The following is a 20,546-nucleotide window of genomic DNA, read 5'->3' as shown; positions in this document are numbered from 1 at the left end:
TTGCCCCGTCCGTACCGGAACGGTTTTAATCTGGTTCCACATCATGGTCGCGGCGCACGACATCGCAGCGACGGCGGTAAAGCCGGTCACGAGCGCGATGTTGAGGGCGAATTGCGAGAGCATGTGGAAGCAGTGACTCCGTGCGTGCTGGATACAGGTAGCGTGGGTGTGGACAACGCGCAAGACCTTGCCTCCAGAAGAGGCGATCGGTCGCGGGGGCGGACAATTTGTTCGAACGATGGGCGCGGGCGCCTCAAGCTTGAACACTTGCCCCCTCCGCGCCTTCGGCGCTCTTCCCCCTATGGGGGAGGACGACCGCGAAGCGGTCAGGAGGGGGCGAGTCTCGAACTACCCCCGCAGCTTGCCGCCAGCCTTCTCGGCCGCCGCCACGACCTTGGCCGACAGGGCCTCGATCTCGACGTCGGTGAGCGTGGCCTCGCGCGGCTGGACGACCACCTCCAAGGCGATCGACTTGAAGCCGTCCGGCACGCCGGCGCCTTCATAGACGTCGAACACCCGGGCGGCCGTGATCAGCGCCTTGTCGGCGCCGACGGCGGCCTTGACCAGGTCGCCGGCCGGCTTGGCCTTCTCGACCAGGAAGGCGAAGTCCCGGGTCAGCGGCATCAGGGTCGAGGGCGAGAACGCCGGGCGACCCTTGGTGGCCTTCTTCTTCGGCTCGGGGATCGCTTCCAGGGTGATCTCGAAGCCATAGACCGGGCCGGCGACGTCCAGCGTCTTCAGCACGGCCGGGTGGATCTCGCCGAACTCGGCCATCACCGCCTTGGGGCCCAGCTGCAGGCGCGCCGAACGGCCCGGGTGCCACCAGGACGAGGCCGAGCCTTGCGAGGTCTGCAGCTTGTCGACCGGCGCGCCCAGCTCTTCCAGCAGGGCCAGCAGGTCGGCCTTGACCGTGAAGACGTCGTCCTGCGCGGCCTTGTCCCAGCCGCGCGGGGCTTTCGGCGCGATGATGCCGGCGACCATGGTGCTCTGGTCCTGCGGACGGTCGCCGTGGAAGGTGGGGCCCACCTCGAACAGCGCCACGTCGGGGAAGCCGCGACGGGCGTTGCGGCCGGCGGCCTCGATCAGGTTGGGCAGCAGCGACGGGCGCATGCAGTCCAGTTCCGAGGCGATCGGATTGGCCAGCACCAGTTCCGGAGCGCCGCCGCCGAACAGGGCCGCGGTCTTCTGGTTGGTGAAGCTGTAGGTCAGGGCCTCGGCGTAGCCGGCGGCCGCCAGGGCGCGACGCGCCACGCGGACGCGGGCCTGCTTGGGCGTCAGGACACCGCCGACGGCGCGGGGGACCTCGGGCAGGGGCGTCGAGGGCAGGGCGCCGTAGCCGGCGATGCGGGCGACTTCCTCGACCAGGTCGGCCTTGCCTTCGACGTCGCGGCGGAAGGTCGGCGGGGTGACGCAGACTTCGCTGTCGGCATGGGTGGCGAAGGTGGTCGCCGACACGTCCTTGGGCGCGGCGATCGAGAAGCCCAGGGCCTTGAGGATGTCCAGGCTCTTCTCGGGCGCGATCGACAGGCCTGACAGGGTCTCGACATAGGCCGGGTCGAACAGGAACGGCCCCGGCGCGGCCGGAGCCTCGCCGGCCACGACGATCTCCGACGGCTCGCCGCCGCAGAGCTCGAGGATCAGCTTGGTGGCCAGTTCCAGGCCTGGGACCACCGAGCCGGTGTCGACCGTGCGAGCGAAGCGGTACTGGGCGTCGCTGGCGATGCCGGTCGACCGGCCGGTCTGGGCGATGCGGATCGGCTCGAACCAGGCGCACTCGACGAAGACGTCGACCGTCTCGTCCGAGCAGCCGGTGCTCTCGCCGCCCATGACGCCGCCCAGGCCGATCGGGCGATTGCCCTCGGCGTCGGCGATCACGCACATCTCGGGCGTGATGTCATAGGTCTTGCCGTCCAGGGCGATCAGCTGCTCGTCGTGATGCTCGGCCGGCGAGGGTTGGTCGCCGGGCGTGGCCTCGGCCTTGCCGCGGCCCAGCCGGGCCTCGATGGTCGAGCCGACCAGCTTGGCGGCGTCATAGACGTGCAGCGGGCGGGCGCGGTCGTACGAGATCAGGTTGGTGATATCCACCAGGGCGCTGATCGGACGCAGGCCAATGGCCAGCAGGCGGTCCTGCAGCCACTTGGGCGACGGGCCGTTCTTGACGCCCTTGATCAGGCGGCCGGCGAACACCGGGCAGGCCTCGCCGTCGACCTTGATCGCGATCGGGCAGGGGAAGGTCCCGGGCACGGACGCGATCGACAGGTCCTTCAGCTTGCCGACGCCGGCGGCCGCCAGGTCGCGGGCGATGCCGGCGACGCCCAGCCAGTCGGGACGGTTGGGGGTGACCTCGAAGTCGATGACGGCTTCCATCCCCAGCGCCGTGGCGGCGGGGGTTCCGACGGCCAGGTCGTCCGGCAGCTCCATGATGCCGTCGCTCTCGCTGGCGGCTTCCAGCTCGGCAGCCGAGCACAGCATGCCGTTGGAGACGACGCCGCGGACGGGCTTCTCGACCAGGGTCACGCCCAGGCCGGGCACATAGGCGCCGATCGGGGCGTAGATGGTGGTCAGGCCCGCGCGGGCGTTCGGCGCGCCGCAGACGATCTCCTTGCGGCCGTCGACGGTGTCGACCTGGCAGACGCGGAGACGGTCGGCGTTGGGGTGCTGCACGGCCTCGACGATCTTGGCGACCGTAAAGGCGGCCAGCTTGGTGGCCGGATCGGTGACGTGCTCGACCTCGAGGCCGGCCATGGTCATGGCGGCGACGATCTCGGGGGCGGTGGCGGTGGTCTCAAGATGGTCCTTGAGCCAGGACAGGGTGAACTTCATTTCGGTGTTTCCAGCGCCAGGATCTGCTGCAGGAAGGCCTCGGGGCCGGTGAAGCCGACGCCGTGGAACACGCAGCCGATGAAGGCGCAATCTTGAACGGGAATGGTCCCGATGACCTTCTGCGGCCCGGCGGGGCGCAGGACGAGGTTGCGGATGTCGCCGCCGGTCTGGCCAAAATCGGTGGTGTCGAACGTCGTGCCCGGCAGCACCAGCATCACGCCCGGTCCCTCGATCTGGCAGTTGCGGAACGTACGGCCCGTGAGGATCTGTTCTTCTTTCCAGAAGTTGGCGCGATAGAGATCGAACAGCGAGATGTCGAGGTTCTCAAACACCTTGGCCGAGGCGTCGGTGGGGATACGGCCGGGGCGGCCGCCCGGTTGGAAGCTCTTCTGGTCGGTCATCAGCTCAGTCCCGAAGCGGCGTTCGGCGCGGCGAAGGCGCTGAACCCATAGTGCGAAAGCCAGCGACTGTCGGAGGCCCACATGTCGCGCAGGTCGGGCATGCCGTACTTCAGCATGCCCAGGCGATCGACGCCCATGCCGAAGGCGAAGCCCTGATAGACGTCCGGATCGATGCCGCAGGCGCGCAGCACGTTGGGGTGCACCATCCCGCAGCCCAGGATCTCCAGCCACGACGTGCCCTGGCCGATCTTGATCTCGCCGCCCGAGCGGTCGCACTGCACGTCCATCTCGGCCGAAGGCTCGGTGAACGGGAAGTGGTGCGGCCGGAACTGGGTGGTCACCGCGTCGGTCTCGAAGAACCGCGCCAGGAAGGTTTCCAGGGTCCACTTCAGGTGGCCCATGTGGATGCCCTTGTCGATCACCAGGCCTTCGACCTGGTGGAACACCGGCGTGTGGGTGGCGTCGTTGTCGACGCGATAGGTGCGGCCAGGCGCGATGATGCGGATCGGCGGCTGTTGCGACACCATGGTCCGCACCTGCACGGGGCTGGTGTGGGTGCGCAGCAGCATCTTCTCGCCGTTCCCCTTCTCATTGAAGAAGAAGGTGTCGTGCATCTCCCGCGCCGGGTGCTTGGGCGGGAAGTTCAGGGCCGTGAAGTTGTGGAAGTCGTCTTCGATGTCCGGGCCTTCGGCGACCGCGAAGCCCATCTCGGCGAAGATGGCGACCATCTCGTCCAGGGTCTGCATGGTCGGGTGGACACTGCCCTTGCGGCGGTAGGGCGCCGGCAGGGAGAGGTCCAGGGTCTCGCTGGCCAGGCGCGCGTCGAGCTCGGCGGCCTCGAGGGCGGCCTTTTTCTGCGCGATGGCGGTCTGGGCGACGTCGCGCAGGGCGTTGATCGCGGCGCCGCGATCCTTGCGCTCCTCGGGGCTCATCGCGCCCAGGGTTTTCAGCAGGCCGGAGATCGAGCCGGTCTTGCCAAGAGCGGCGACCCGCACGGCGTCGAGGGCGGCGAGGTCCGAGGCGGCGGCGACTTGCGCCAGCACGTCGGATTCGAGAGTTTTGAGATCTGTCATGACGGGCATCCGTCTAGGCGGTTTCGGGTTGGGTTGGAACTTCGATTGTCATCCCGGGCGTAGCGCAGCGAAGACCCGGGACCACGGCAAGCTCATGCGTTTCCGGCGGTCCCGGCTCGGCGCGCTTCGCGCTTGGCCGGGATGACAGTGTGTTCGGAACAGCAAAAAGCCCTCCGGTTCGCACCGGAGGGCTTTTCTAGATCGCAATCGGGACGAACCCGAAAAAGACCTTAGGCGGCCAGGGCGGTGCGGACCTTGTCAGCAATGGCCTTGAACGCGACCGGGTCGGCGCCCGCGATATCGGCGAGGACCTTACGGTCGATCACGATACCCGCCACGTCCAGGCCGTGGATAAATTGCGAGTAGGTGAAGCCCTCGGTGCGAGCGCCGGCGTTGATGCGTTGGATCCACAGCGAGCGGAAGGCGCGCTTGCGCACCTTGCGGTCACGGTACGCGTATTGACCGGCCTTATCGACGGCGGCCTTGGCGGTGCGGATGGTGTTCTTGCGGCGGCCGTAGAAACCCTTGGCCTGTTCAAGAACCTTCTTGTGCTTGGCGTGGGCGGTAACGCCCCGTTTGACGCGAGCCATGTGTCAGCGCTCCTTAAAGGCCGTAGGGCAGGTACGAACGGATGGTCTTGGCGTCGGATTCGCTCATGACCTTCGTGCCGCGGTTTTGGCGGATGTACTTGCCGTTGTGGCCGATCAGACGGTGACGCTTGCCGGCGACGCCGGCTTTCAGCAGGCCCGTGGCCGTGATCTTGAAGCGCTTCTTGGCGCCCGATTTCGTCTTCAACTTAGGCATTTCGCGTCGGAGCTTTCGCCCCGTCCTCTAGAGATAGCATGACGAACCGCCATGGCATGCCAATCGGCCAGGCGGTTCCGGAAAGGCGGGGTTACTACGGGAAAGAGTCGGGGATGGCAAGCGATTAGGTCCCGGGCGGACGCATCCGGAAGACCTGGCGCGGCCCATCGGAGCCCAAAACGAAAAACGCCCCGGCGAGACCGCCAGGGCGCTTTCGGAAGAACCAGACGGCGCGGTTTAGCGCGGCGCCAGGATCATGATCATCTGCCGGCCTTCCATGCGTGGCTCGTACTCGACCTTGGCGACTTCCTCGAAGTCGGTCTTGACCTTGATGAGCAGCTTCATGCCCAGTTCCGGGTGAGCCATTTCACGGCCGCGGAAACGCAGGGTCACCTTGACCTTGTCGCCCTCCTCGAAGAACCGGTGCATGGCCTTGGCCTTCACCTCGTAATCGTGGATGTCGATGTTCGGGCGGAGCTTGATTTCCTTGAGCTCGACGACCTTCTGCCGCTTGCGCGCCTCGTTCTTCTTCTTCTGCTCCTGGAACTTGAACTTTCCGTAGTCCAAGATCTTGCAGACGGGAGGATTGGCGTTCGGAACGATTTCCACCAGGTCCAGGCCTGCCTCCTCGGCCGCTTCAAGAGCGGAGGCGGTCGGCATCTCGCCTTGCTTCTCGCCGTTTTGGTCGATCAGCAGGACGCGCGGGACACGGATTTCATCGTTGATACGCGGTCCGTCTTTGACGGGCGGCGTTTGCATAGGACGGCGAATAGGGGCGGCTCCGGTACAGTTGAAGGTAATCGCGCTGCGCGGAGACGCGCTGCGAGGAAATGATATATGACCTGCCGGGCGCCCTGTATCAAGCGGCGCAAGCCAAAGACACGCCTACGGCGCCGATCCTTTCGGGCCCAAGGCGGCGAAGGGGCGGGAAACGGTCGGGCGGGAACCTCGTTCTTCGTTCTCGGATAGTCGCCGGCCCCGCCATGAATCCCCATCGCCACACCCCGATCGAGGACGTCCACGCGCTGTTGATCGGCTCCAGCTTCATCGCCGTGGGCCTGACCCTTCTGAAGACCGCCGGCCTGGTCACCGGCGGCGTCGCCGGCGTGGCCCTGATCATCTCGTACCTGACCAACTGGCCGGTCGGGACGGTGTTCCTGGTGCTGAACATCCCGTTCTACATCCTGGCGCAGCGGGCCCTGGGCTGGGCGTTCACCGGCAAGACCCTGGCGACCAACCTGCTGCTGGCGGGCCTGGCCTTCGGCATGCCCCACTGGCTGAAGGTGACGGGCGTGGATCCGATCTTCGCGGCCGTGTTCGGCGGCACGATCATCGGCATGGGCATCCTGGCTTTGGCCCGCCACCGCTCCAGCGTCGGCGGGGTGGGGGTGCTGGCGCTCTACCTGCAGGAAAAGCGCGGGATCAGCGCCGGCAAGGTGCAGATGATCGCCGACTGCCTGGTGGTGATCGCCGCCTTCGCGGTGATCCGCTGGGACAAGCTGCTGCTGTCGATCCTGTCGGCCGTGGCGCTGAGCATGGTGATCATCGCCAATCACCGGCCTGGGCGGTACGCGGGGTATTGAAGCTAAACCAGATTGTCATCCCGGGCGAAGCGTAGCGAAGACCCGGGACCATCAAACCCCGGAACGGCGGCAGGTTCGTACCAGGGGAACTCGGTTTCGCCGAGCAAGGCTGGCAAGAGATCAACCCACTCGGGATTGCGGTTCTCGACCAACTGAAATTTCCAGGGGCGATGCCAGCGCTTGATGAGCTTTTCGCGACGGATGGCTTCTTCGATGTCTGTGTGAATCTCGAACCAGACGAGGTTTTTGCATCCGTATTTGCGCGTAAAGCCTTCCATCGCACCCTCACGATGCTGGATGGCGCGGGAAATCAGATCTGATGTGACGCCGCAGTACAGCACGCCACGACGCGTATTGGTCATCAGATAGACGGCGTAGGAGTACTCTCGCATAGCGAGAGTATGTCGTCATATCTCGCAAAAGAATAGTGGGTTGGGCGGTCCCGGGTCTGCGCTTCGCTTCGCCCGGGATGACAAGGTTTTTAGGGCGCTCGCCGCTCTTGCGACTCTAATGCGGCAACAGGCTCATCGCGGCGCTGGCCACGGTCGAGACGGGCAGGGCCTTCAGGTCGGGGGACTTGATCACCGCCACGTGGCCGCGCGGGCCGCAGAGGTCCGGGTTCGAGGCGTCCGAGAACAGGGCGATGGTCGGCGCCCCGCAGGCGGCCAGCAGGTGAGTCGGGCCGGTGTCGTTGCCGACCACCAGCGCCGCCTTGGCGCCCAGCACGGCCAGTTGCGCGAAGTCGGTGCGGCCGGTCAGGTCGCGGGCCTGGCCCACGGCCTTCTGGATCTGGCGGGCCATGGCGCTTTCCTGCGGACCGCCGATGATGACGATGTCCAGGCCCCGGGCCTTCAGCAGCGAGCCCAACTGGGCGAAGGCCTCGACCGGCCAGCGCTTCTCGAGCCGATGGGCCGAGCCGCCCGGCACGAACAGCACATAGGGACGCGGCGCGGCGGCGCCGGCCACGGGGCGCGGCTCCTTCGTGCGGCGCAGGATCCACGACAGGTCCGGCGGCGGGGCGCTGCCCGGCTCGGTCGGGGCGTCCGGCCAGATGCCGGCGGCCTTCAGCTGGTCGGCCTGGCGCTCCAGGGTGTGCATGTGCAGGCGGGCCTTGCCCTTCTGGGGCAGCGAGCAGCCGGCCGCGATGCCGTTCCATTGCGGCGGGAACGGGCGCAAGGCCTGGAAGTACCAGTTGGTGCGGCTGTTGGTCTGCAGGTCGTAGACCCGGTCGTAGCGCGCCTTGCGCAGGCGCCCCAGCATCTGGGTCAGGTCGCCGAAGTCGTCGGGACGGCCATCGGTCTCGACGCTGTTGAAGTACGGGCTGAGCTTGGCCAGCGCCTCGAAGGGCGGCGTGGTGAGCAGCGTGATCTTGGCCTTCGGATGGGCCTCACGGATCTTCTTCATCGCCGCCAGCGCCAGAACGAAATCGCCAAGGGCTCCCAGCTTGATCACCAGGACCTTCTTGATCTCCTTGCTCAAGGTCTCCGCTCCAAAACTCTGGCTTCCAGCACGCGCGCATAGACTTCAAGTGTGGCTTCGCACATGGCGTCCACCGAATACAACCGTCGAGCGCGGGCCCGCGCCGTTTGTCCAAGGGTTTGACGCATCGCGGCTCCCGCGTCGCGGGCCAAGACCAGAGCTTCGGCCCAGGCCTCGGCGTCGCCGGGGGCGACCAGCCAGCCGGTTTCGCCGGGCAGCACGGTCTCGCGCGCCGCCCCGTGGTCGGAGGCCAGCACCGGCCTGCCCATCACCTGCGGCTCGACGGCGGTGCGGCCGAAGGCTTCGGGCTCCAGTGAGGGCGCAATGGCAAGGTCGGCGACCAGATAGGCGGCCGGCATGTCGTCGCAATGGCCGACGATGCGGACGTCGTCCTCCAGGCCGGCGGCGGCGATCTGGGCCTCCAGCTCGGCGCGATAGGCCTTGCGGCCCTGGTCGTCGCCGACCAGCAGCAGCAGGATGCGCGGATCGCCGGCGCCCTTCAGCCGGGCCATCGCCTCGATCAGCAGGGCCTGGCCCTTCCAGCGGGTGAGGCGGCCGGCCAGCAGCACCTTCAGCCGGCGCTCGTCCGCAGCCACGCCCCACGCCTTGCGCAGGGCCTCGACCCGCTCGGCGCTGACCAGGCCGGGCTCGAAGCGCGACAGGTCGACGCCGCGGGGGATGGCGACAACCTTGGCCGGATCGACGCCATGCTCCTTGATGACGTGCTGGCGGGTGTATTCCGAATTGGCGATCACCAGGTCGCCCTTGGTCATCACCGCGTTGTACCAGCGCTTGAGGTTGGACTTGGCGTTGTAGACGCCGTGATAGGTGGCCACGAACGGGATCTTGGTCGCCTGCGCCGCCCACAGGGCGCTGAAGGCCGGGGCTCGCGAGCGGGCGTGGACCAGGCTGACCTTCTCGCGCCGGATGAGGTCGATCAGCCGCGCGGCGTTGCCCAGCATGACCAGCGGGTTCTTCGACTGGGCCGGCATGTGGGCCAGCCGGCCGCCGTCGGCCTCGAGCCGCGAGGCCATGCGTCCGCCCTTGGTGGCGACCAACGCCTTGCCACCTTGCGCCACGACAGCGTGGGCGACATCTATCGTCGTCTGTTCAGCGCCGCCCGTCTCGAGTTCGGGCGTTACCTGCAGCAGTGTGAAATCGGCGGGTAGGTCGGGCACGCGACTCTCGTCTGAGATGACTGGTTTAGTTAGCGAAAGGATCAAGGCCGCGCCATGACCGAATCCCTGGAGTTCCTGGCTCGCGCCGACGGCAATCGCATCGCCTACCGTCGGGTGGCCGGAGAAGGGCCAACCGTCGTGTGGCTGGGCGGGTTCCATTCCGACATGACCGGGACCAAGGCCCAGGTGCTGGCCGACCAGGCCCAGGCGACTGGCGGGGCCTATCTGCGCTTCGACTATTTCGGCCACGGCCAGTCGGACGGCCAGTTCCGCGACGGCACGATCACCCGTTGGCGCGAGGACGCTCTGGCGGTGATCGACGAGCTGACCGAGGGGCCGCTGGTGCTGGTGGGCTCGTCGATGGGCGGCTGGTTGTCGTGCCTGGCGGCCATCGCCCGGCCCGAGCGGGTCAAGGCCATGGTGCTGATCGCCCCGGCCCCGGACTTCACCGAGAAGCTGATGGCGCCGGAACTGTCGGACGAGGCCAAGGCCGCCATCGCCAAGGACGGCTTCTGGATCCGGCCCTCGGACTATGACGACGGCGGCTACGCCATCACCCGCGACCTGCTGGAAGACGGCGCGCGCTGGTCGATCCTGCAGGGCGACGTGCCGATCGACGTCCCAGTGCGAGTGCTGCAGGGCGGCGCCGATGCCGACGTGCCCTGGACCCACGCCCTGGAGCTGGCCAACAGCCTCAAGAGCGACGACGTCGTCTTCTCCCTGATCAAGGACGGCGACCATCGCCTGTCGCGGCCCCAGGACCTGGAGCGCCTGGTCGCGGCGGTGGTCGAGGCCCGCTCGCTGGTCGAGATCGACGACGACCCGGTGGCGCGGCGATTGGCGCGGGCGGCGCGGGCGCGGGGTTCGAGCCTGGCGTCGGCTGCGGCCTGGGCTGCGGCGGACATCGGCCCGGACGAGGAGTAGGGCGGTAAGCGCTCTGCGTCCTTCGAGGCGCGCTCAGGAGCGCGCACCTCAGGATGAGGAAGACAGCAAACAACTCCTCATCCTGAGGCGCCCGCGCAGCGGGCCTCGAAGGACGCACGGCGTTTGAGCTAGCCCCCGCCCGCTAGGATCGCCGCCAACCCTTCCCGATATGTCGGATACTTCAGCCGCCACCCCAGCTCTGCCTTGGCCCGCGCGTTCGAGACGCGCTTGTTCTCGGCGTAGAACCGCCGCGTGGCGGGCGACATGCCCAGGGCGTTGAACGGCAGGTCCGGCGGGACCGGAACGCCCAGCAGGCCGGCGGCGTATTCCATGACGTCCTGCGGCGGGGCCGGCTCGTCGTCGCACAGATTGTAGATTCCGCCCGCCCGGGGCTGGTCCAGCGAGGCCAGCAGGCCCGAGACGATGTCGTCCAGGTGGATGCGGCTGAACACCTGGCCCGGCTTGACGATGCGGCGGCCTTCGCCGGCGCGCAGGCGGTCCAGGGCGCTGCGGCCGGGGCCGTAGATGCCGGGCAGGCGGAAGGTGGCGACCGTCAGGCCCATGCCGCGCCCCACCTGGCGCCAGTCGCGCTCGGCCCCGACCCGGCGGGCGCCCTCGATCGACTGGGCCTTTAGCGGGCTGGTCTCGAACACCCAGCGGCCCTCGAAGTCGCCATAGACGCCGGTGGTCGAGAGATAGCCGATCCAGTCGGGAAAGGCCTGGGCCTGGGCGAGGGCGGGAATCACCGATTCCAGCGCCGCGCAGCCGTCCTCGCCCGGCGGGGAGGTGATCAGCACGGCGTTGACCCCCGTCAGGGCGGCCGCCATCGCGTCCCTGTCGTTGGGATCGGCCGGCGTGATCCCGGCCGCGCGCAGGGCCTCGGCTTGCTCGGGCGAGCGCGCCGAGGCGGCGATATCCCAGCCGCGAGCCCGCAGGGCCTGGGCGAAAGCTTCGCCGACATAGCCCAGGCCGAACACGAACAGACGCAAGATCGAAACTCCGCCACCCCGAAAAAGAGGGGCCGAATGAGCCCCCGAAAAAACGCGCTCGGCAACCCCTCAAAGGGCGCTTGCCAAGGCCGGATCGCTCTGCCATAAGCCGCCTCCTCGTCGCGGGGCGGTTCTTTCGCTTCCACGATGCGGGCGTAGCTCAGTGGTAGAGCACAACCTTGCCAAGGTTGGGGTCGAGAGTTCGAATCTCTTCGCCCGCTCCATTCTCCAGCATCTTGGAGGGTGGAACGAGACCCGAGAAATCCGGATGCGGGCGTAGCTCAGTGGTAGAGCACAACCTTGCCAAGGTTGGGGTCGAGAGTTCGAATCTCTTCGCCCGCTCCAATTTCTCGACAGCCTCCTGAAAAGCAGATTTCGGCTCCGCCGCCTGACAGGTTCGGGCGGGCTTTGGCGTCGCCGTGATTCCTGATCTAACTCCCCGGCGTATTTTTCGGGGAAGTTCAGATGTTCGATCGTCGTCATGCCCGCTGGGCCGTTTCCGGCCTGCTGGCCGTCGCCTTGATGACCAGCACGGCGCTGGCCTCGCCGGCCGGCGACAAGCTGACCCAGGCGGTGAAGGCCTACGAGACCGCCAACGCCGGCGGCGACGATGACGACGGCGGCGGCCAGGACGCCGCCCGCTGGAAGCTGCCGACCGTGGGTCCCAAGGCCGACGCCGCCCGCAAGGCCAAGCTGGTCGAGTCGCGCAAGCTGCTGGAAGCCGTCGACACCGCAGGCCTGAGCGCCGACGAGCGCCTGACCGCCCAGATCCTGAAGTACTCGCTGGACGACCGGATCGAGGGCCTGTCGTTCGACGAGTCGCGCATGCCGTTCAGCAGCGACGGCGGCTTCGACGTCGCCTTGCTCTATCGCGCCAACGGCATGCGGCTGAAGAACGAGGCCGAGGCCCGCAAGTGGCTGGACCTGATCGCCAGGACGCCGGACTGGTACGCCGCCAACCTGGCCAACGCTCGTCGCGGGATCGCCGGCGGCTTCGTGCAGGCCGTGCCGACCGCCGAGTCGGTGCTGGACCGCGCCAGGCGCACCGCCGCCACGCCGGTGGCCGAGGAACCGCTGCTGGCCCCGCTGCGCGCTTTGCCGGCCAGCGTCCCCGCCGACCGCAAGACCGCCCTGATCGCCGAGGGCGAGAAGATCCTGGCCGAGAAGATCGCCCCGGCCCGCGCTGGCTTCGTGACCTTCATGCAGACCGAATACCTGCCCAAGGCCGCCAAGAGCCTGGCCGCCGCCGACCTGCCCGACGGACAGCGCTACTACTCTTTCCTGGTCCGTCGACACACGACCACGAACATGACCCCCGACCAGATCCACGACCTGGGTCAGAGCGAGGTCAAGCGCATCCGGGCCCGCATGCAGACCGTGATGGAGCAGACCGGCTTCAAGGGCACGCTGCCCGAGTTCATCGCCTATCTGCGCAAGGACCCGAAGTTCTACGCCACCAGCCGCCAGCAACTGCTGGAGAAGGCCAGCGAGATCGCCAAGCGCTCGGACGACCAGCTGCCGGCCCACTTCGGAACCCTGCCGCGTCTGACCTACGGCGTGCGTCCCGTGCCGGCCAGCATCGAGAAGGGCTACACGACCGGCCGCTATTTCGGCGGCGATCCCAAGACCGGCCGGGCCGGCGGGCTGATGATCAACACCTCGGAACTGGACCAGCGGGCGCTCTACGAGCTGCCGGCCCTGGTGCTGCACGAGGGCGCGCCGGGCCACCACATCCAGACCTCGCTGGCCCAGGAGCAGACCAATGCGCCGGAGTTCCGCAAGGGGCTCTATTTCAACGCCTTCGGCGAGGGCTGGGGCCTCTATTCGGAATGGCTGGGCGAGGAGATGGGGATCTATCGCGACCCCTATGAACTGTTCGGCCGCCTCTCCTACGAGATGTGGCGCGCCTGCCGGCTGGTGGCCGACACCGGCATGCACTGGAAGCACTGGAGCCTGGAACAGGCCCGCGCCTGCTTCACCGACAACACCGCCCTGTCGTCGACGAACATCGAGGTCGAGCTGGCCCGCTACGTGTCGTGGCCGGGTCAGGCCCTGGCCTACAAGGTCGGCGAGCTGAAGATCCTGGAGCTGCGCCACCGCGCCGAGGCGGCGCTGGGCGACAGGTTCGACGAGCGCAAGTTCCACGACGCGGTGCTGCTGCAGGGCTCGCTGCCGATGGCGGTGCTGGAGCAGCGGATCGATGGGTGGATTGCTGAGCAGAAGAAGTAGGCGCCGTTGAGGACCCCCTCAGTCGCTCCGCGACAGCTCCCCCAAAGGGGGAGCATCTGCTGGGCGTAGATCCTCCCCCTTTGGGGGAGGTGGCCCGGAGGGCCGGAGGGGGTCCTCACGAGCGTTTGAAATCTCGCGCTCCACACCAAAACCGCCTATCACCGCCGCGCAACGCGAAGGGGAAAGCGTCATGGCCAGGATCACCGTGCTGGGCGAATGCATGGTCGAGATGTCGCCCGATGGCCATTCGGACGACGGCGCGCCGCGTTACCGGATGGGCTTTGCGGGCGACACCTTCAACACCGCCGTCTACATGTCGCGCCTGGGCGACGCGGTGGCCTACTGCACGGCCTTGGGCCACGGCGATCCCTTCAGCGAGGGCGTGCTGGCGGCCATGCGCCGCGAGGGCCTGGACACCCGCCTGGTGCGCGAGGCCAGCAACCGCCTGCCGGGCCTCTACGCCATCGTGCTGGACGACAGCGGCGAGCGGAAGTTCTTCTACTGGCGCGAGCGGGCCCCGATCCGCGACCTGTTCTCCGAACACACCGCCGACCAGTTGATCGAGGCCGCCAAGGCCAGCGACCTGGTCTATCTGTCGGGCGTCACCCTGGCGGTGATCGGCGACATCGGCCGGGCGCGGCTGAAGGACATCCTGGCCTATGTCCATTCGCTGGGCGTCGCCGTGGCGCTGGACTTCAACTACCGGCCCGCCCTGTGGCCCAGCGCCGAAGCCGCCCGCAACGCCCTGGACGGCGTCGTGCCGTCCTGCCGCTACATCTCGCTGAGCAGCGAGGACTCGCGTCCCCTGTATGGCCGCGAAGCCGAGGACCTGGCCGCCGAGTGGGCCGCCGCCGGCGCGGAGGTGGTGGCGCGGGACGAGAGCCACGCGGTCAACGTCCATCGCCCGGACGGCCGCACCGCCACCCCGGCGCCGAGCCGCGTGAAGGCCGTCGACACCACCGGCGCGGGCGACAGCTTCAACGCCGCCTACCTGTCGGCGCGCATGGCCGGCCTGCCGATCGAGACGGCGGTCGCGCGCGCCCACAGGCTGGCGGCCATCGTGGTGTCGTGCCGGGGCGCGATCGTTCCCCATGGTGAGGACCTGCGACTGGACGCCTGATGGCGATCCGACGCCCGACCAGGCTAGTTAAGCCGCTGCCTCGCGCCGAGTCGTGACGTGGGCGCGTCGAGGACTGGAGTAAGCGTATGGCCGCCAACAATCGGCTCGAGGCCGCCTTGACCGCGCGGTTCCTGACGCCCGTGACGCCGATCCTGGAAGACCTGTTCCTGTCGCTGCGGGCCGAGACCGACCAGGCGCTGGGCCAGGGAGCGCCGGCGCGGTACGGCAAGCCCTATCCCTACGGCTATTGCCGGGAGATCACCCGCGACGTGGCGCTGCGGCTGAACGCGCGGATCGCGCGGCCCAGCCATCCCGGCGAGCGGGCGATCAAGGCCTATCTCGACCGGGGCGGCTCGGCGGGCCGGATCTGGGGCGCGTTGCGCGATCGCTTCTTCCAGAACGCCCTGAAGATGGGCGGGCTCTACATCGACGTGTCCAACGACACCGTCGACGTCACCAAGCCCAAGGTCGAGATTCTGCCGATGGATCTGTCCGGCTTCGAGACCATCCGCGACGCCGAGCACTATGTCCGCATCGGCGAGCGCTATTGGGGCGCGACCTTCTACGCCAACCACGCCGTCCCCTCGCTGGCCCCGCTGTTCCCGATCATCGGCGTCGACAGACACGGCTACGCCCGCCTGCATTGCGAGGGCCAGCAGATCGTCGACCTCTTCCGCGCCGACGATTTCGCCCTGTCGCAGCGCTGGCTGGAGACCGGCCTGCCGCCGCCCGCCGCAGTGGTCCAGGCGATCCGCGCCAACTGTCCCGCCGAGCTGCTGGAGGCCAATCCGGTCACGGGTCTGGACGTCGCACTGCTGGCCTGCCGACAGGCGCGCGAGCTCGGATCGGCGGCCAGCGCGGACTGGCGGGCGGCCCGATCCGCCGAGCTCATGCGCACCCTGGAGATCGGATATGCCCGTTCTCGCGCGGGGATAGGACAGATTCGGTCGTAGGATTTTCAAAGGCTTATATTCCTATTGAAGCGTCACGATAGGAAAGTTATCCTCACATCTAGAAAATAAGCCTAGATTGGAAATCAGGGGTCGCGAGGTTCACGGCCCGGATTAGAGGACGCCATGCTGGTTCAAGCCGCCGAGGATGTCTGGGCCGTCACGCCCACGCCGCGCCGCGATCGTCTGACGGTCGCCTTCGTCACCCATCTGGTCGCGATGGCGACGGATGTCTCGCCCGGCGACATCGCCGACAAGAAACGCAATTCGATCGCCGCCACCCGGGCCCGGCAGATCGCCATCTACCTGACCCACGTCACCTTCCACTGGCCGTTGGCCCGGGTGGCCTTCGCCTTCGGGCGCGACCGCACGACCTGCAGCCACGCCTGCCACAAGGTCGAGGACCTGCGCGAGGATCGGACGTTCGACGCCCATCTCGCCGCGCTGGAAGGCTGCCTGCGCCAGGCGCCGCAACTGGTGGCAGGGGTCGTGCGATGAGCGTCGACGGCGATCTGGAGGCCGAGCACCTGGCGGCCCGCGCCGCGCGGCTGCTGTCCCGGCCCGGCGCGGTGATCGAGGCGGCGGCCACGGGCTACGCGGTGCGGTTCGGACCCAACCGACGCAACCGCGCTATGCTGGTCATCGACGAAGCCGCCTTCCAGGCCCTGGTGCGAAGCCAGACGCTGAAGCCGCGCCGGCAGGGCGGCTGGACCCTCTCCGTATCGTCGCCGGCCGCCGCGCCGCCGCCGCCCGGACGGCCCGGCGTGATCGACGGCGAGACGGTGATCGAGGAGCCCGGCGTCGGCCGGGTGGTGTTCAAGGCCAACCTCGGCGAGTCGCCGCTGGCCTGGCTGGCGCGGCGGCGCGACGGCAAGGGGCGGCCTTGGCTGACTCCCGTCGAGGCGGCCGCCGGCGAGCGCCTGCGGGACGACTTCCAGCGCGCCGGCACGGTCGGTCGCCTGACGATGAGCTGGGACGGCGCGCCGCGCGTCGATGGCGGTCGGGGCCCCAGCCTCGAGCCCGCAGAGCGCGCGCGGTCGGCCAAGGATCGGATCGCCAAGGCGCTGGAGGCGGCGGGCCCCGGCCTGCGTGAGATCCTGGAGCATGTCTGCCTGGCCGGCACCGCGCTGGAGGCCGCCGAGCGTTCGCTGGGCCTGCCGCGCCGCGCGGGCAAGACCGTGCTGAAACTGGCCCTGCAGCGGCTGGTGGCGCATTACCGCATGGCCTGAACGCGAAAAGGGCGGGACCTTTCGATCCCGCCCTTGTTCACGAGACCCTCGTCCTTCGACAGGCTCAGGATGAGGTCTCGATTGCGGCGGCGGTGGAATGGTCCTCATCCTGAGCTTGTCGAAGGACGAGGGCCACGCACCGCGCGGACGCTAGTGCTTCAGCGCGTTCTTGATGTCGCGCATCTGGTCGTGGCCCGACTTCACCGAGGTCCAGGCCTTTTCGATCGCGGCGCGGGTCTGGGCGTCGACGTCGGTGTCGGCCAGGGCCTTCTCGTACTTGCCCTTGATGAAGTCCTCGCCGGACTCGACCTCGTTGATCACCGCTTCGTCGCCCTTGGAGAGGCTGTCGCGGAGATTGACGAACACGCGGTGGGCGGCGGCGAGGATGGTGCCGTCGTCCTTGGGATCGCCGCCGAGGCGACGGACTTCGTCCTGCAGTTCCGAAGCGACCGAGCGGCGCTCCTGGGCGCGCTTCTCGAACAGGTCCTTGTAGCCGGCGCTGTCGGCGTCCTTGGCGGCTTCGGCATAGCCGTCGGCGCTGTCGATGGTGGTTTCGACCAGGCCGTTGACCAGGTGGATGTGATCTTCGTTGGTGTGGGGCATGGGGAGGCTCCTTTGAAGGGGATCAGCTAACGCGGCGGAGGCGGGCGAGTTGCGCTTAAAGCGCCTTCTTGCCCATGAAGCCCCAGGCGGTGGTGGCCGCGGTGATCACCGGGCCGCGCGTGCGCTTGTTGATCAGCAGCGCGCCCAGCACGGCGGCGCCGACCAGGGCCAGGGCGACGGGGACCTTGTGGCCCGCCAGGGTGATCTTGCCGTGCTCGTCGGGCGTCAGCGCATAGTCCGGGATCGGGGCGACGGGATCGAGACCCGCGTCGGCGGTCTTGTTGCGGCCCAGCAGGCTGGAAAGCTTGTCGGCGGCCGAACGCTTGGCGGGGGCCGGCGTCGCGCCATAGGCGGAGTCGTAGGCGACCATGGGGAGGCTCCTTGGTGGGGTTGCCTCGGATAACGCGACGGACCGCCGGACGATCCGTGCTCGCCTTCAGTCTTCGTCGGTTTCCATCGTCGCCCCCACGTGGGCGATGCCCAGCTCCCGCGCGCGGGCCACCTGCCTGTGGCGCTCGGCGTAGCGGGCCCTGCTGGCCGCGTCGCGCTGGTCGTGGCAGGCCGGGCAGGCGACGCCCTCCTCGTAGAGCGGCGATGCGCGTTGCTCGGGACTGACCGGACGGCGGCAGCCTCGGCACAGGGCGTGGGTCCCGGGCTGCAGGCCATGGCCGACGGCCACCCGCTCGTCGAACACGAAGCATTCGCCGCGCCACAGGCTCTGCGGCTCCGGCACCTGTTCCAGATAGTCAAGGATGCCGCCCTTCAGGTGGAAGACGTCCTCGATCCCCTCCGACTTCAGGAAGGCCGTCGACTTCTCGCAGCGGATGCCGCCGGTGCAGTACATGGCCACTTTCAACGGCGGGGCGTCGGGGCCGCGCTGGCTTTCCAGCCCGGCGCGATAGTCGCGAAACCAGTCTGGAAAGGCCGAGAAGCTGCGGGTCCGAGGATCGACCGCCCGCTCGAAGGCGCCGATGGCCACCTCGTAGTCGTTGCGGGTGTCGATCACCACGACGTCGGGATCGGCGATCAGGGCGTTCCAGTCGGCCGGCGCGACATAGGTCCCGGCGTTCGACGCGGGGTCCAGGTCGGGCAGGCCCAGGGTGACGATCTCCTTCTTCAGCCGCACCTTCATGCGATGGAAGGGCATGACGTCGGCCCAGGCGGTCTTGGGCGCGAGGTCGGCGCAGCCGGGCAGGGCGCGGATGTGGTCCAGCACCGTCTCGATGGCCGCGTCGGTCCCGGCGATGGTGCCGTTGACCCCTTCGCGGGCCAGAAGCAGCGTGCCCTTCACGCCGTTGGCGCAGCACGCCTTGGCCAGCGGGCCTTGCAGGGCCGCCGGATCGTCGAAGCGCGTGAACCGGTAAAGGGCGGCCACGCGGAAGGCTGGAACATCGGTCGTCACGGGCGAGCCCATAGGCGCTTGCGGCGCGGGTCTCAAGCGCTAGCGGAACCAATCGCCCATGCTGGCGGTTAAGCCGGCATGAGCATCCTGATCGTCATCCTTATCGCCCTGGTCCTTCTCGGACTCGCCCTCTACATCGTTCAGAGGTCGCCGATCCCGTCACCCGTCAACTGGATGATCCAGTTGATCCTGGTGGTCATCGCGATCCTGTTCATCGGCAATCGCGCGGGCTTCTTCTAGACGCTAGCGGCGTCCGGTTTTGTGCGTGGTCCCCGTCCTTCGACAAGCTCAGGATGAGGACCATTGCGCAGGCCTCGGCAGTCGGAAACCTCATCCTGAGCTTGTCGAAGGACGAGGCTTCCGCGCTGCGTGATCCGTCTAGGCCTGGTCGAGCACAGCCTGGGCGTCCCGCTGAATGCGGGCGACCATGGCCTTCAGACCGTTCGAGCGCTGTGAGGACAGGGCCTCCGACAGGCCCAGAGTCTCCATGGCCGCCTTGGCGTCGAACGCGGCGATATCGGCCGCCGGCTGGCCCGAATAGAGCCGCAGCTGGATGGCGATGAGGCCGCTGACGATGTGGGCGTCGCTGTCGCCGCGGAACTTGATGGTTCCGTCGGCCTGCGGCTCGGTCACCAGCCAGACCTGGCTGGCGCAGCCCCGCACCTTGTTGTCTTCGGACCGCTCGGCCTCGCTGAGCGGCTCGAGGCCGTTGCCCAGCTCGATCACGTAGCGATAGCGCTCTTCCCAGTCTCCCAGCAGTTCGAACTCGTCGGCGAGTTCAGCGAGGGCGGCGTCGATGGGGCGTGTCATGGCGCGCCCTTTAGGGGCGCAGCAGACCGCTGGCAAGCGGTCAGGCCTGGGGCAGGGTCACAAGGGCGTGGAGGCCCGCGCCAGGGCGCGAGGTCAGGCGCAGCGATCCGTTCATCGCCCGAGCCAGAAGATCGACGATCGGCAGGCCAAGACCGGCCCCCTCGCTGGAGCGGGTCAGGGTCGATCCGCCCTGTTCGAACGGCCGAAGCAGTCGCGGCAGCTCCTCGGGTTCGACCCCGGGACCCTGGTCGGCGATCATCACCTCGACCGCGCCGCCCAGGATGGGACGCGCCACGACGACGATCTCGCCCCCGACCGGCGAGTGGGTGATCGCGTTCTGTAGCAGGTTGGTCAGCATGGTCTGCAGACCCCGGCTGTCGGCCAGCACCGAGGGCAGGGCGCCGGCGTCATGGACGGTGACCTTGATCTGTCGCTGGGCGATCTCGGACTTCAGCAGTTCCAGCGTGTTGTCGACCGCGTCGTCCAGCGCCTCGGGCGCGACGTCCAGGTCGGTGACATGGCCTTCCAGCCGGGCGATCTCGACGATCTGGTTGACCAGCTTCAGCAGCTTCAGGCCGCTGTCGTGGACGATGCCGGCGTATTCCTTGTACTGGGGCGAGCCCAACGGACCGTAGAGTTCGCGCGACAGGATCTCCGAAAATCCGATGACCGCGTTGAGCGGCGTGCGCAGTTCATGGCTGACCATGCGCAGGAACGAACGCTTGCGGTCGTCCAGCGCGGCCCGACGACGCGCGTGGACCGCCGCGCGCCGCGCGGCCGATGCGTCGAAAGAGGGCAATGCGTCCAGGGACGCGAGTTCAGACATTGCGATATGGCTCCCGGACGTTCTGTCCGCATTGGCGCGACTTGCACCTTGGCCGATTGCGCTTACGATTCCGTTTCCGTCCACAGGCCCTCCACCAGCGAATGATCGCTCGTTGATTGTGCG

General features: G+C 68.1%; 23 protein-coding genes and 2 tRNA genes. 10 read left to right on the top strand and 15 right to left on the bottom strand.

Going from position 1 to position 20,546, the window contains the following annotated elements:
* Positions 1–348: 348 nt before the first annotated feature.
* The 6 genes from pheT to infC all read right to left on the bottom strand — a co-directional run bounded on the left by pheT (position 349) and on the right by infC (position 5,860).
* A complete protein-coding gene (gene pheT, locus AC1RUS_RS16420; protein WP_492917657.1) occupies positions 349–2,823 on the bottom strand; it encodes a phenylalanine--tRNA ligase subunit beta in 2,475 nt (824 codons plus the stop codon).
* Positions 2,820–3,224, bottom strand: coding sequence for a hypothetical protein (locus AC1RUS_RS16415; protein WP_492917656.1), 405 nt, complete (start codon positions 3,222–3,224; stop codon positions 2,820–2,822). Before AC1RUS_RS16415 ends, pheT begins: the two co-directional genes overlap by 4 nt.
* Complete coding sequence (gene pheS / locus AC1RUS_RS16410) at positions 3,224–4,297, bottom strand: phenylalanine--tRNA ligase subunit alpha (protein ID WP_492917655.1); 1,074 nt, start codon at positions 4,295–4,297, stop codon at positions 3,224–3,226. The genes AC1RUS_RS16415 and pheS overlap by 1 nt, the downstream gene beginning before the upstream one ends.
* Before the next feature lie 230 nt (positions 4,298–4,527).
* A complete protein-coding gene (gene rplT, locus AC1RUS_RS16405; RefSeq protein WP_492917654.1) occupies positions 4,528–4,887 on the bottom strand; it encodes a 50S ribosomal protein L20 in 360 nt (119 codons plus the stop codon).
* 13 nt (positions 4,888–4,900) lie between these two features.
* The gene (gene rpmI / locus AC1RUS_RS16400) at positions 4,901–5,101 is read right to left on the bottom strand and encodes a 50S ribosomal protein L35 (RefSeq protein WP_007672148.1); all 201 of its coding nucleotides are present in this window, start codon (positions 5,099–5,101) and stop codon (positions 4,901–4,903) included.
* A gap of 237 nt (positions 5,102–5,338) precedes the next feature.
* Positions 5,339–5,860: a translation initiation factor IF-3 gene (infC, locus tag AC1RUS_RS16395; RefSeq protein ID WP_492917653.1), complete on the bottom strand. Its 522-nt coding sequence runs from the start codon at positions 5,858–5,860 to the stop codon at positions 5,339–5,341.
* Between the two features lie 224 nt (positions 5,861–6,084).
* Here infC and AC1RUS_RS16390 point away from each other — a divergent pair, with 224 nt between their 5' ends.
* On the top strand, positions 6,085–6,684 hold the full coding sequence (locus AC1RUS_RS16390) for a YitT family protein (RefSeq protein ID WP_492917652.1): 600 nt from the start codon (positions 6,085–6,087) through the stop codon (positions 6,682–6,684).
* A gap of 2 nt (positions 6,685–6,686) precedes the next feature.
* Here the strand turns inward: AC1RUS_RS16390 and AC1RUS_RS16385 are convergent, their stop codons facing one another.
* The 3 genes from AC1RUS_RS16385 to AC1RUS_RS16375 form a co-directional block, all read right to left on the bottom strand.
* A complete protein-coding gene (locus AC1RUS_RS16385; RefSeq protein ID WP_492917651.1) occupies positions 6,687–7,076 on the bottom strand; it encodes a GIY-YIG nuclease family protein in 390 nt (129 codons plus the stop codon).
* Between the two features lie 115 nt (positions 7,077–7,191).
* Complete coding sequence (locus AC1RUS_RS16380) at positions 7,192–8,163, bottom strand: glycosyltransferase family 9 protein (RefSeq protein WP_492917650.1); 972 nt, start codon at positions 8,161–8,163, stop codon at positions 7,192–7,194.
* Positions 8,160–9,341, bottom strand: a complete 1,182-nt coding sequence (locus AC1RUS_RS16375) for a glycosyltransferase family 4 protein (protein WP_492917649.1) — start codon at positions 9,339–9,341, stop codon at positions 8,160–8,162. Before AC1RUS_RS16375 ends, AC1RUS_RS16380 begins: the two co-directional genes overlap by 4 nt.
* Positions 9,342–9,395: 54 nt before the next feature.
* Between AC1RUS_RS16375 and AC1RUS_RS16370 the strand changes: the two genes are divergently transcribed.
* On the top strand, positions 9,396–10,265 hold the full coding sequence (locus AC1RUS_RS16370; RefSeq protein WP_492917648.1) for an alpha/beta fold hydrolase: 870 nt from the start codon (positions 9,396–9,398) through the stop codon (positions 10,263–10,265).
* Positions 10,266–10,393: 128 nt separating this feature from the next.
* On the opposite strand, the gene AC1RUS_RS16365 is transcribed toward AC1RUS_RS16370, so the two are convergent.
* A complete protein-coding gene (locus AC1RUS_RS16365; RefSeq protein WP_492917647.1) occupies positions 10,394–11,254 on the bottom strand; it encodes an SDR family oxidoreductase in 861 nt (286 codons plus the stop codon).
* A 149-nt stretch (positions 11,255–11,403) separates the two neighbouring features.
* On the opposite strand from AC1RUS_RS16365, the gene AC1RUS_RS16360 reads away from it, so the two are divergent.
* The 7 genes from AC1RUS_RS16360 to AC1RUS_RS16330 all read left to right on the top strand — a co-directional run bounded on the left by AC1RUS_RS16360 (position 11,404) and on the right by AC1RUS_RS16330 (position 16,782).
* Positions 11,404–11,478: transfer RNA gene (locus AC1RUS_RS16360), tRNA-Gly, on the top strand.
* A gap of 46 nt (positions 11,479–11,524) precedes the next feature.
* Positions 11,525–11,599: transfer RNA gene (locus tag AC1RUS_RS16355), tRNA-Gly, on the top strand.
* A 120-nt stretch (positions 11,600–11,719) separates the two neighbouring features.
* On the top strand, positions 11,720–13,483 hold the full coding sequence (locus AC1RUS_RS16350; protein WP_492917646.1) for a DUF885 domain-containing protein: 1,764 nt from the start codon (positions 11,720–11,722) through the stop codon (positions 13,481–13,483).
* 190 nt (positions 13,484–13,673) lie between these two features.
* Positions 13,674–14,603, top strand: coding sequence for a sugar kinase (locus AC1RUS_RS16345; RefSeq protein WP_492917645.1), 930 nt, complete (start codon positions 13,674–13,676; stop codon positions 14,601–14,603).
* An 86-nt stretch (positions 14,604–14,689) separates the two neighbouring features.
* The gene (locus AC1RUS_RS16340) at positions 14,690–15,556 is read left to right on the top strand and encodes a hypothetical protein (RefSeq protein ID WP_492917644.1); all 867 of its coding nucleotides are present in this window, start codon (positions 14,690–14,692) and stop codon (positions 15,554–15,556) included.
* A 123-nt stretch (positions 15,557–15,679) separates the two neighbouring features.
* Positions 15,680–16,051, top strand: coding sequence for a helix-turn-helix domain-containing protein (locus AC1RUS_RS16335; protein ID WP_492917643.1), 372 nt, complete (start codon positions 15,680–15,682; stop codon positions 16,049–16,051).
* Positions 16,048–16,782, top strand: a complete 735-nt coding sequence (locus tag AC1RUS_RS16330) for a DUF6456 domain-containing protein (RefSeq protein ID WP_492917642.1) — start codon at positions 16,048–16,050, stop codon at positions 16,780–16,782. The genes AC1RUS_RS16335 and AC1RUS_RS16330 overlap by 4 nt, the downstream gene beginning before the upstream one ends.
* Positions 16,783–16,932: 150 nt before the next feature.
* Here the strand turns inward: AC1RUS_RS16330 and AC1RUS_RS16325 are convergent, their stop codons facing one another.
* The 3 genes from AC1RUS_RS16325 to trhO all read right to left on the bottom strand — a co-directional run bounded on the left by AC1RUS_RS16325 (position 16,933) and on the right by trhO (position 18,787).
* Entirely contained in the window at positions 16,933–17,385 is a 453-nt protein-coding gene (locus AC1RUS_RS16325) for a PA2169 family four-helix-bundle protein (protein ID WP_492917641.1), read from the bottom strand.
* A 55-nt stretch (positions 17,386–17,440) separates the two neighbouring features.
* Entirely contained in the window at positions 17,441–17,755 is a 315-nt protein-coding gene (locus AC1RUS_RS16320; protein WP_492917640.1) for a hypothetical protein, read from the bottom strand.
* Between the two features lie 66 nt (positions 17,756–17,821).
* Positions 17,822–18,787, bottom strand: a complete 966-nt coding sequence (trhO, locus tag AC1RUS_RS16315; protein ID WP_492917639.1) for an oxygen-dependent tRNA uridine(34) hydroxylase TrhO — start codon at positions 18,785–18,787, stop codon at positions 17,822–17,824.
* 78 nt (positions 18,788–18,865) lie between these two features.
* Here trhO and AC1RUS_RS16310 point away from each other — a divergent pair, with 78 nt between their 5' ends.
* A complete protein-coding gene (locus AC1RUS_RS16310) occupies positions 18,866–19,027 on the top strand; it encodes a hypothetical protein (RefSeq protein ID WP_492917638.1) in 162 nt (53 codons plus the stop codon).
* A 138-nt stretch (positions 19,028–19,165) separates the two neighbouring features.
* Here the strand turns inward: AC1RUS_RS16310 and AC1RUS_RS16305 are convergent, their stop codons facing one another.
* Both AC1RUS_RS16305 and AC1RUS_RS16300 read right to left on the bottom strand, forming a co-directional pair.
* Complete coding sequence (locus tag AC1RUS_RS16305; protein ID WP_492917637.1) at positions 19,166–19,597, bottom strand: SufE family protein; 432 nt, start codon at positions 19,595–19,597, stop codon at positions 19,166–19,168.
* A 40-nt stretch (positions 19,598–19,637) separates the two neighbouring features.
* Positions 19,638–20,423, bottom strand: coding sequence for a sensor histidine kinase (locus tag AC1RUS_RS16300; protein ID WP_492917636.1), 786 nt, complete (start codon positions 20,421–20,423; stop codon positions 19,638–19,640).
* Positions 20,424–20,546 lie beyond the last annotated feature (123 nt).

The sequence above is a fragment of the Caulobacter sp. GW821-FHT10F06 genome (assembly GCF_058809215.1).
Note: the sequence above shows the minus strand (reverse complement) of the source record. Positions and strands in the feature narration are given on the sequence as shown.

What these genes read in the sequence shown, in the direction of transcription:
- AC1RUS_RS16385 (WP_492917651.1), bottom strand. Translation starts at nt 7,076, where the DNA reads ATGCGAGAGTACTCCTACGCCGTCTATCTGATGACCAATACGCGTCGT.
- AC1RUS_RS16350 (WP_492917646.1), top strand. Translation starts at nt 11,720, where the DNA reads ATGTTCGATCGTCGTCATGCCCGCTGGGCCGTTTCCGGCCTGCTGGCC.
- AC1RUS_RS16335 (WP_492917643.1), top strand. Translation starts at nt 15,680, where the DNA reads ATGCTGGTTCAAGCCGCCGAGGATGTCTGGGCCGTCACGCCCACGCCG.
- pheS (WP_492917655.1), bottom strand. Translation starts at nt 4,297, where the DNA reads ATGACAGATCTCAAAACTCTCGAATCCGACGTGCTGGCGCAAGTCGCC.
- AC1RUS_RS16310 (WP_492917638.1), top strand. Translation starts at nt 18,866, where the DNA reads ATGAGCATCCTGATCGTCATCCTTATCGCCCTGGTCCTTCTCGGACTC.
- AC1RUS_RS16320 (WP_492917640.1), bottom strand. Translation starts at nt 17,755, where the DNA reads ATGGTCGCCTACGACTCCGCCTATGGCGCGACGCCGGCCCCCGCCAAG.
- AC1RUS_RS16305 (WP_492917637.1), bottom strand. Translation starts at nt 19,597, where the DNA reads ATGACACGCCCCATCGACGCCGCCCTCGCTGAACTCGCCGACGAGTTC.
- AC1RUS_RS16325 (WP_492917641.1), bottom strand. Translation starts at nt 17,385, where the DNA reads ATGCCCCACACCAACGAAGATCACATCCACCTGGTCAACGGCCTGGTC.
- AC1RUS_RS16300 (WP_492917636.1), bottom strand. Translation starts at nt 20,423, where the DNA reads ATGTCTGAACTCGCGTCCCTGGACGCATTGCCCTCTTTCGACGCATCG.
- AC1RUS_RS16415 (WP_492917656.1), bottom strand. Translation starts at nt 3,224, where the DNA reads ATGACCGACCAGAAGAGCTTCCAACCGGGCGGCCGCCCCGGCCGTATC.
- AC1RUS_RS16345 (WP_492917645.1), top strand. Translation starts at nt 13,674, where the DNA reads ATGGCCAGGATCACCGTGCTGGGCGAATGCATGGTCGAGATGTCGCCC.
- pheT (WP_492917657.1), bottom strand. Translation starts at nt 2,823, where the DNA reads ATGAAGTTCACCCTGTCCTGGCTCAAGGACCATCTTGAGACCACCGCC.
- rplT (WP_492917654.1), bottom strand. Translation starts at nt 4,887, where the DNA reads ATGGCTCGCGTCAAACGGGGCGTTACCGCCCACGCCAAGCACAAGAAG.
- AC1RUS_RS16340 (WP_492917644.1), top strand. Translation starts at nt 14,690, where the DNA reads ATGGCCGCCAACAATCGGCTCGAGGCCGCCTTGACCGCGCGGTTCCTG.
- infC (WP_492917653.1), bottom strand. Translation starts at nt 5,860, where the DNA reads ATGCAAACGCCGCCCGTCAAAGACGGACCGCGTATCAACGATGAAATC.
- AC1RUS_RS16370 (WP_492917648.1), top strand. Translation starts at nt 9,396, where the DNA reads ATGACCGAATCCCTGGAGTTCCTGGCTCGCGCCGACGGCAATCGCATC.
- AC1RUS_RS16330 (WP_492917642.1), top strand. Translation starts at nt 16,048, where the DNA reads ATGAGCGTCGACGGCGATCTGGAGGCCGAGCACCTGGCGGCCCGCGCC.
- AC1RUS_RS16390 (WP_492917652.1), top strand. Translation starts at nt 6,085, where the DNA reads ATGAATCCCCATCGCCACACCCCGATCGAGGACGTCCACGCGCTGTTG.
- rpmI (WP_007672148.1), bottom strand. Translation starts at nt 5,101, where the DNA reads ATGCCTAAGTTGAAGACGAAATCGGGCGCCAAGAAGCGCTTCAAGATC.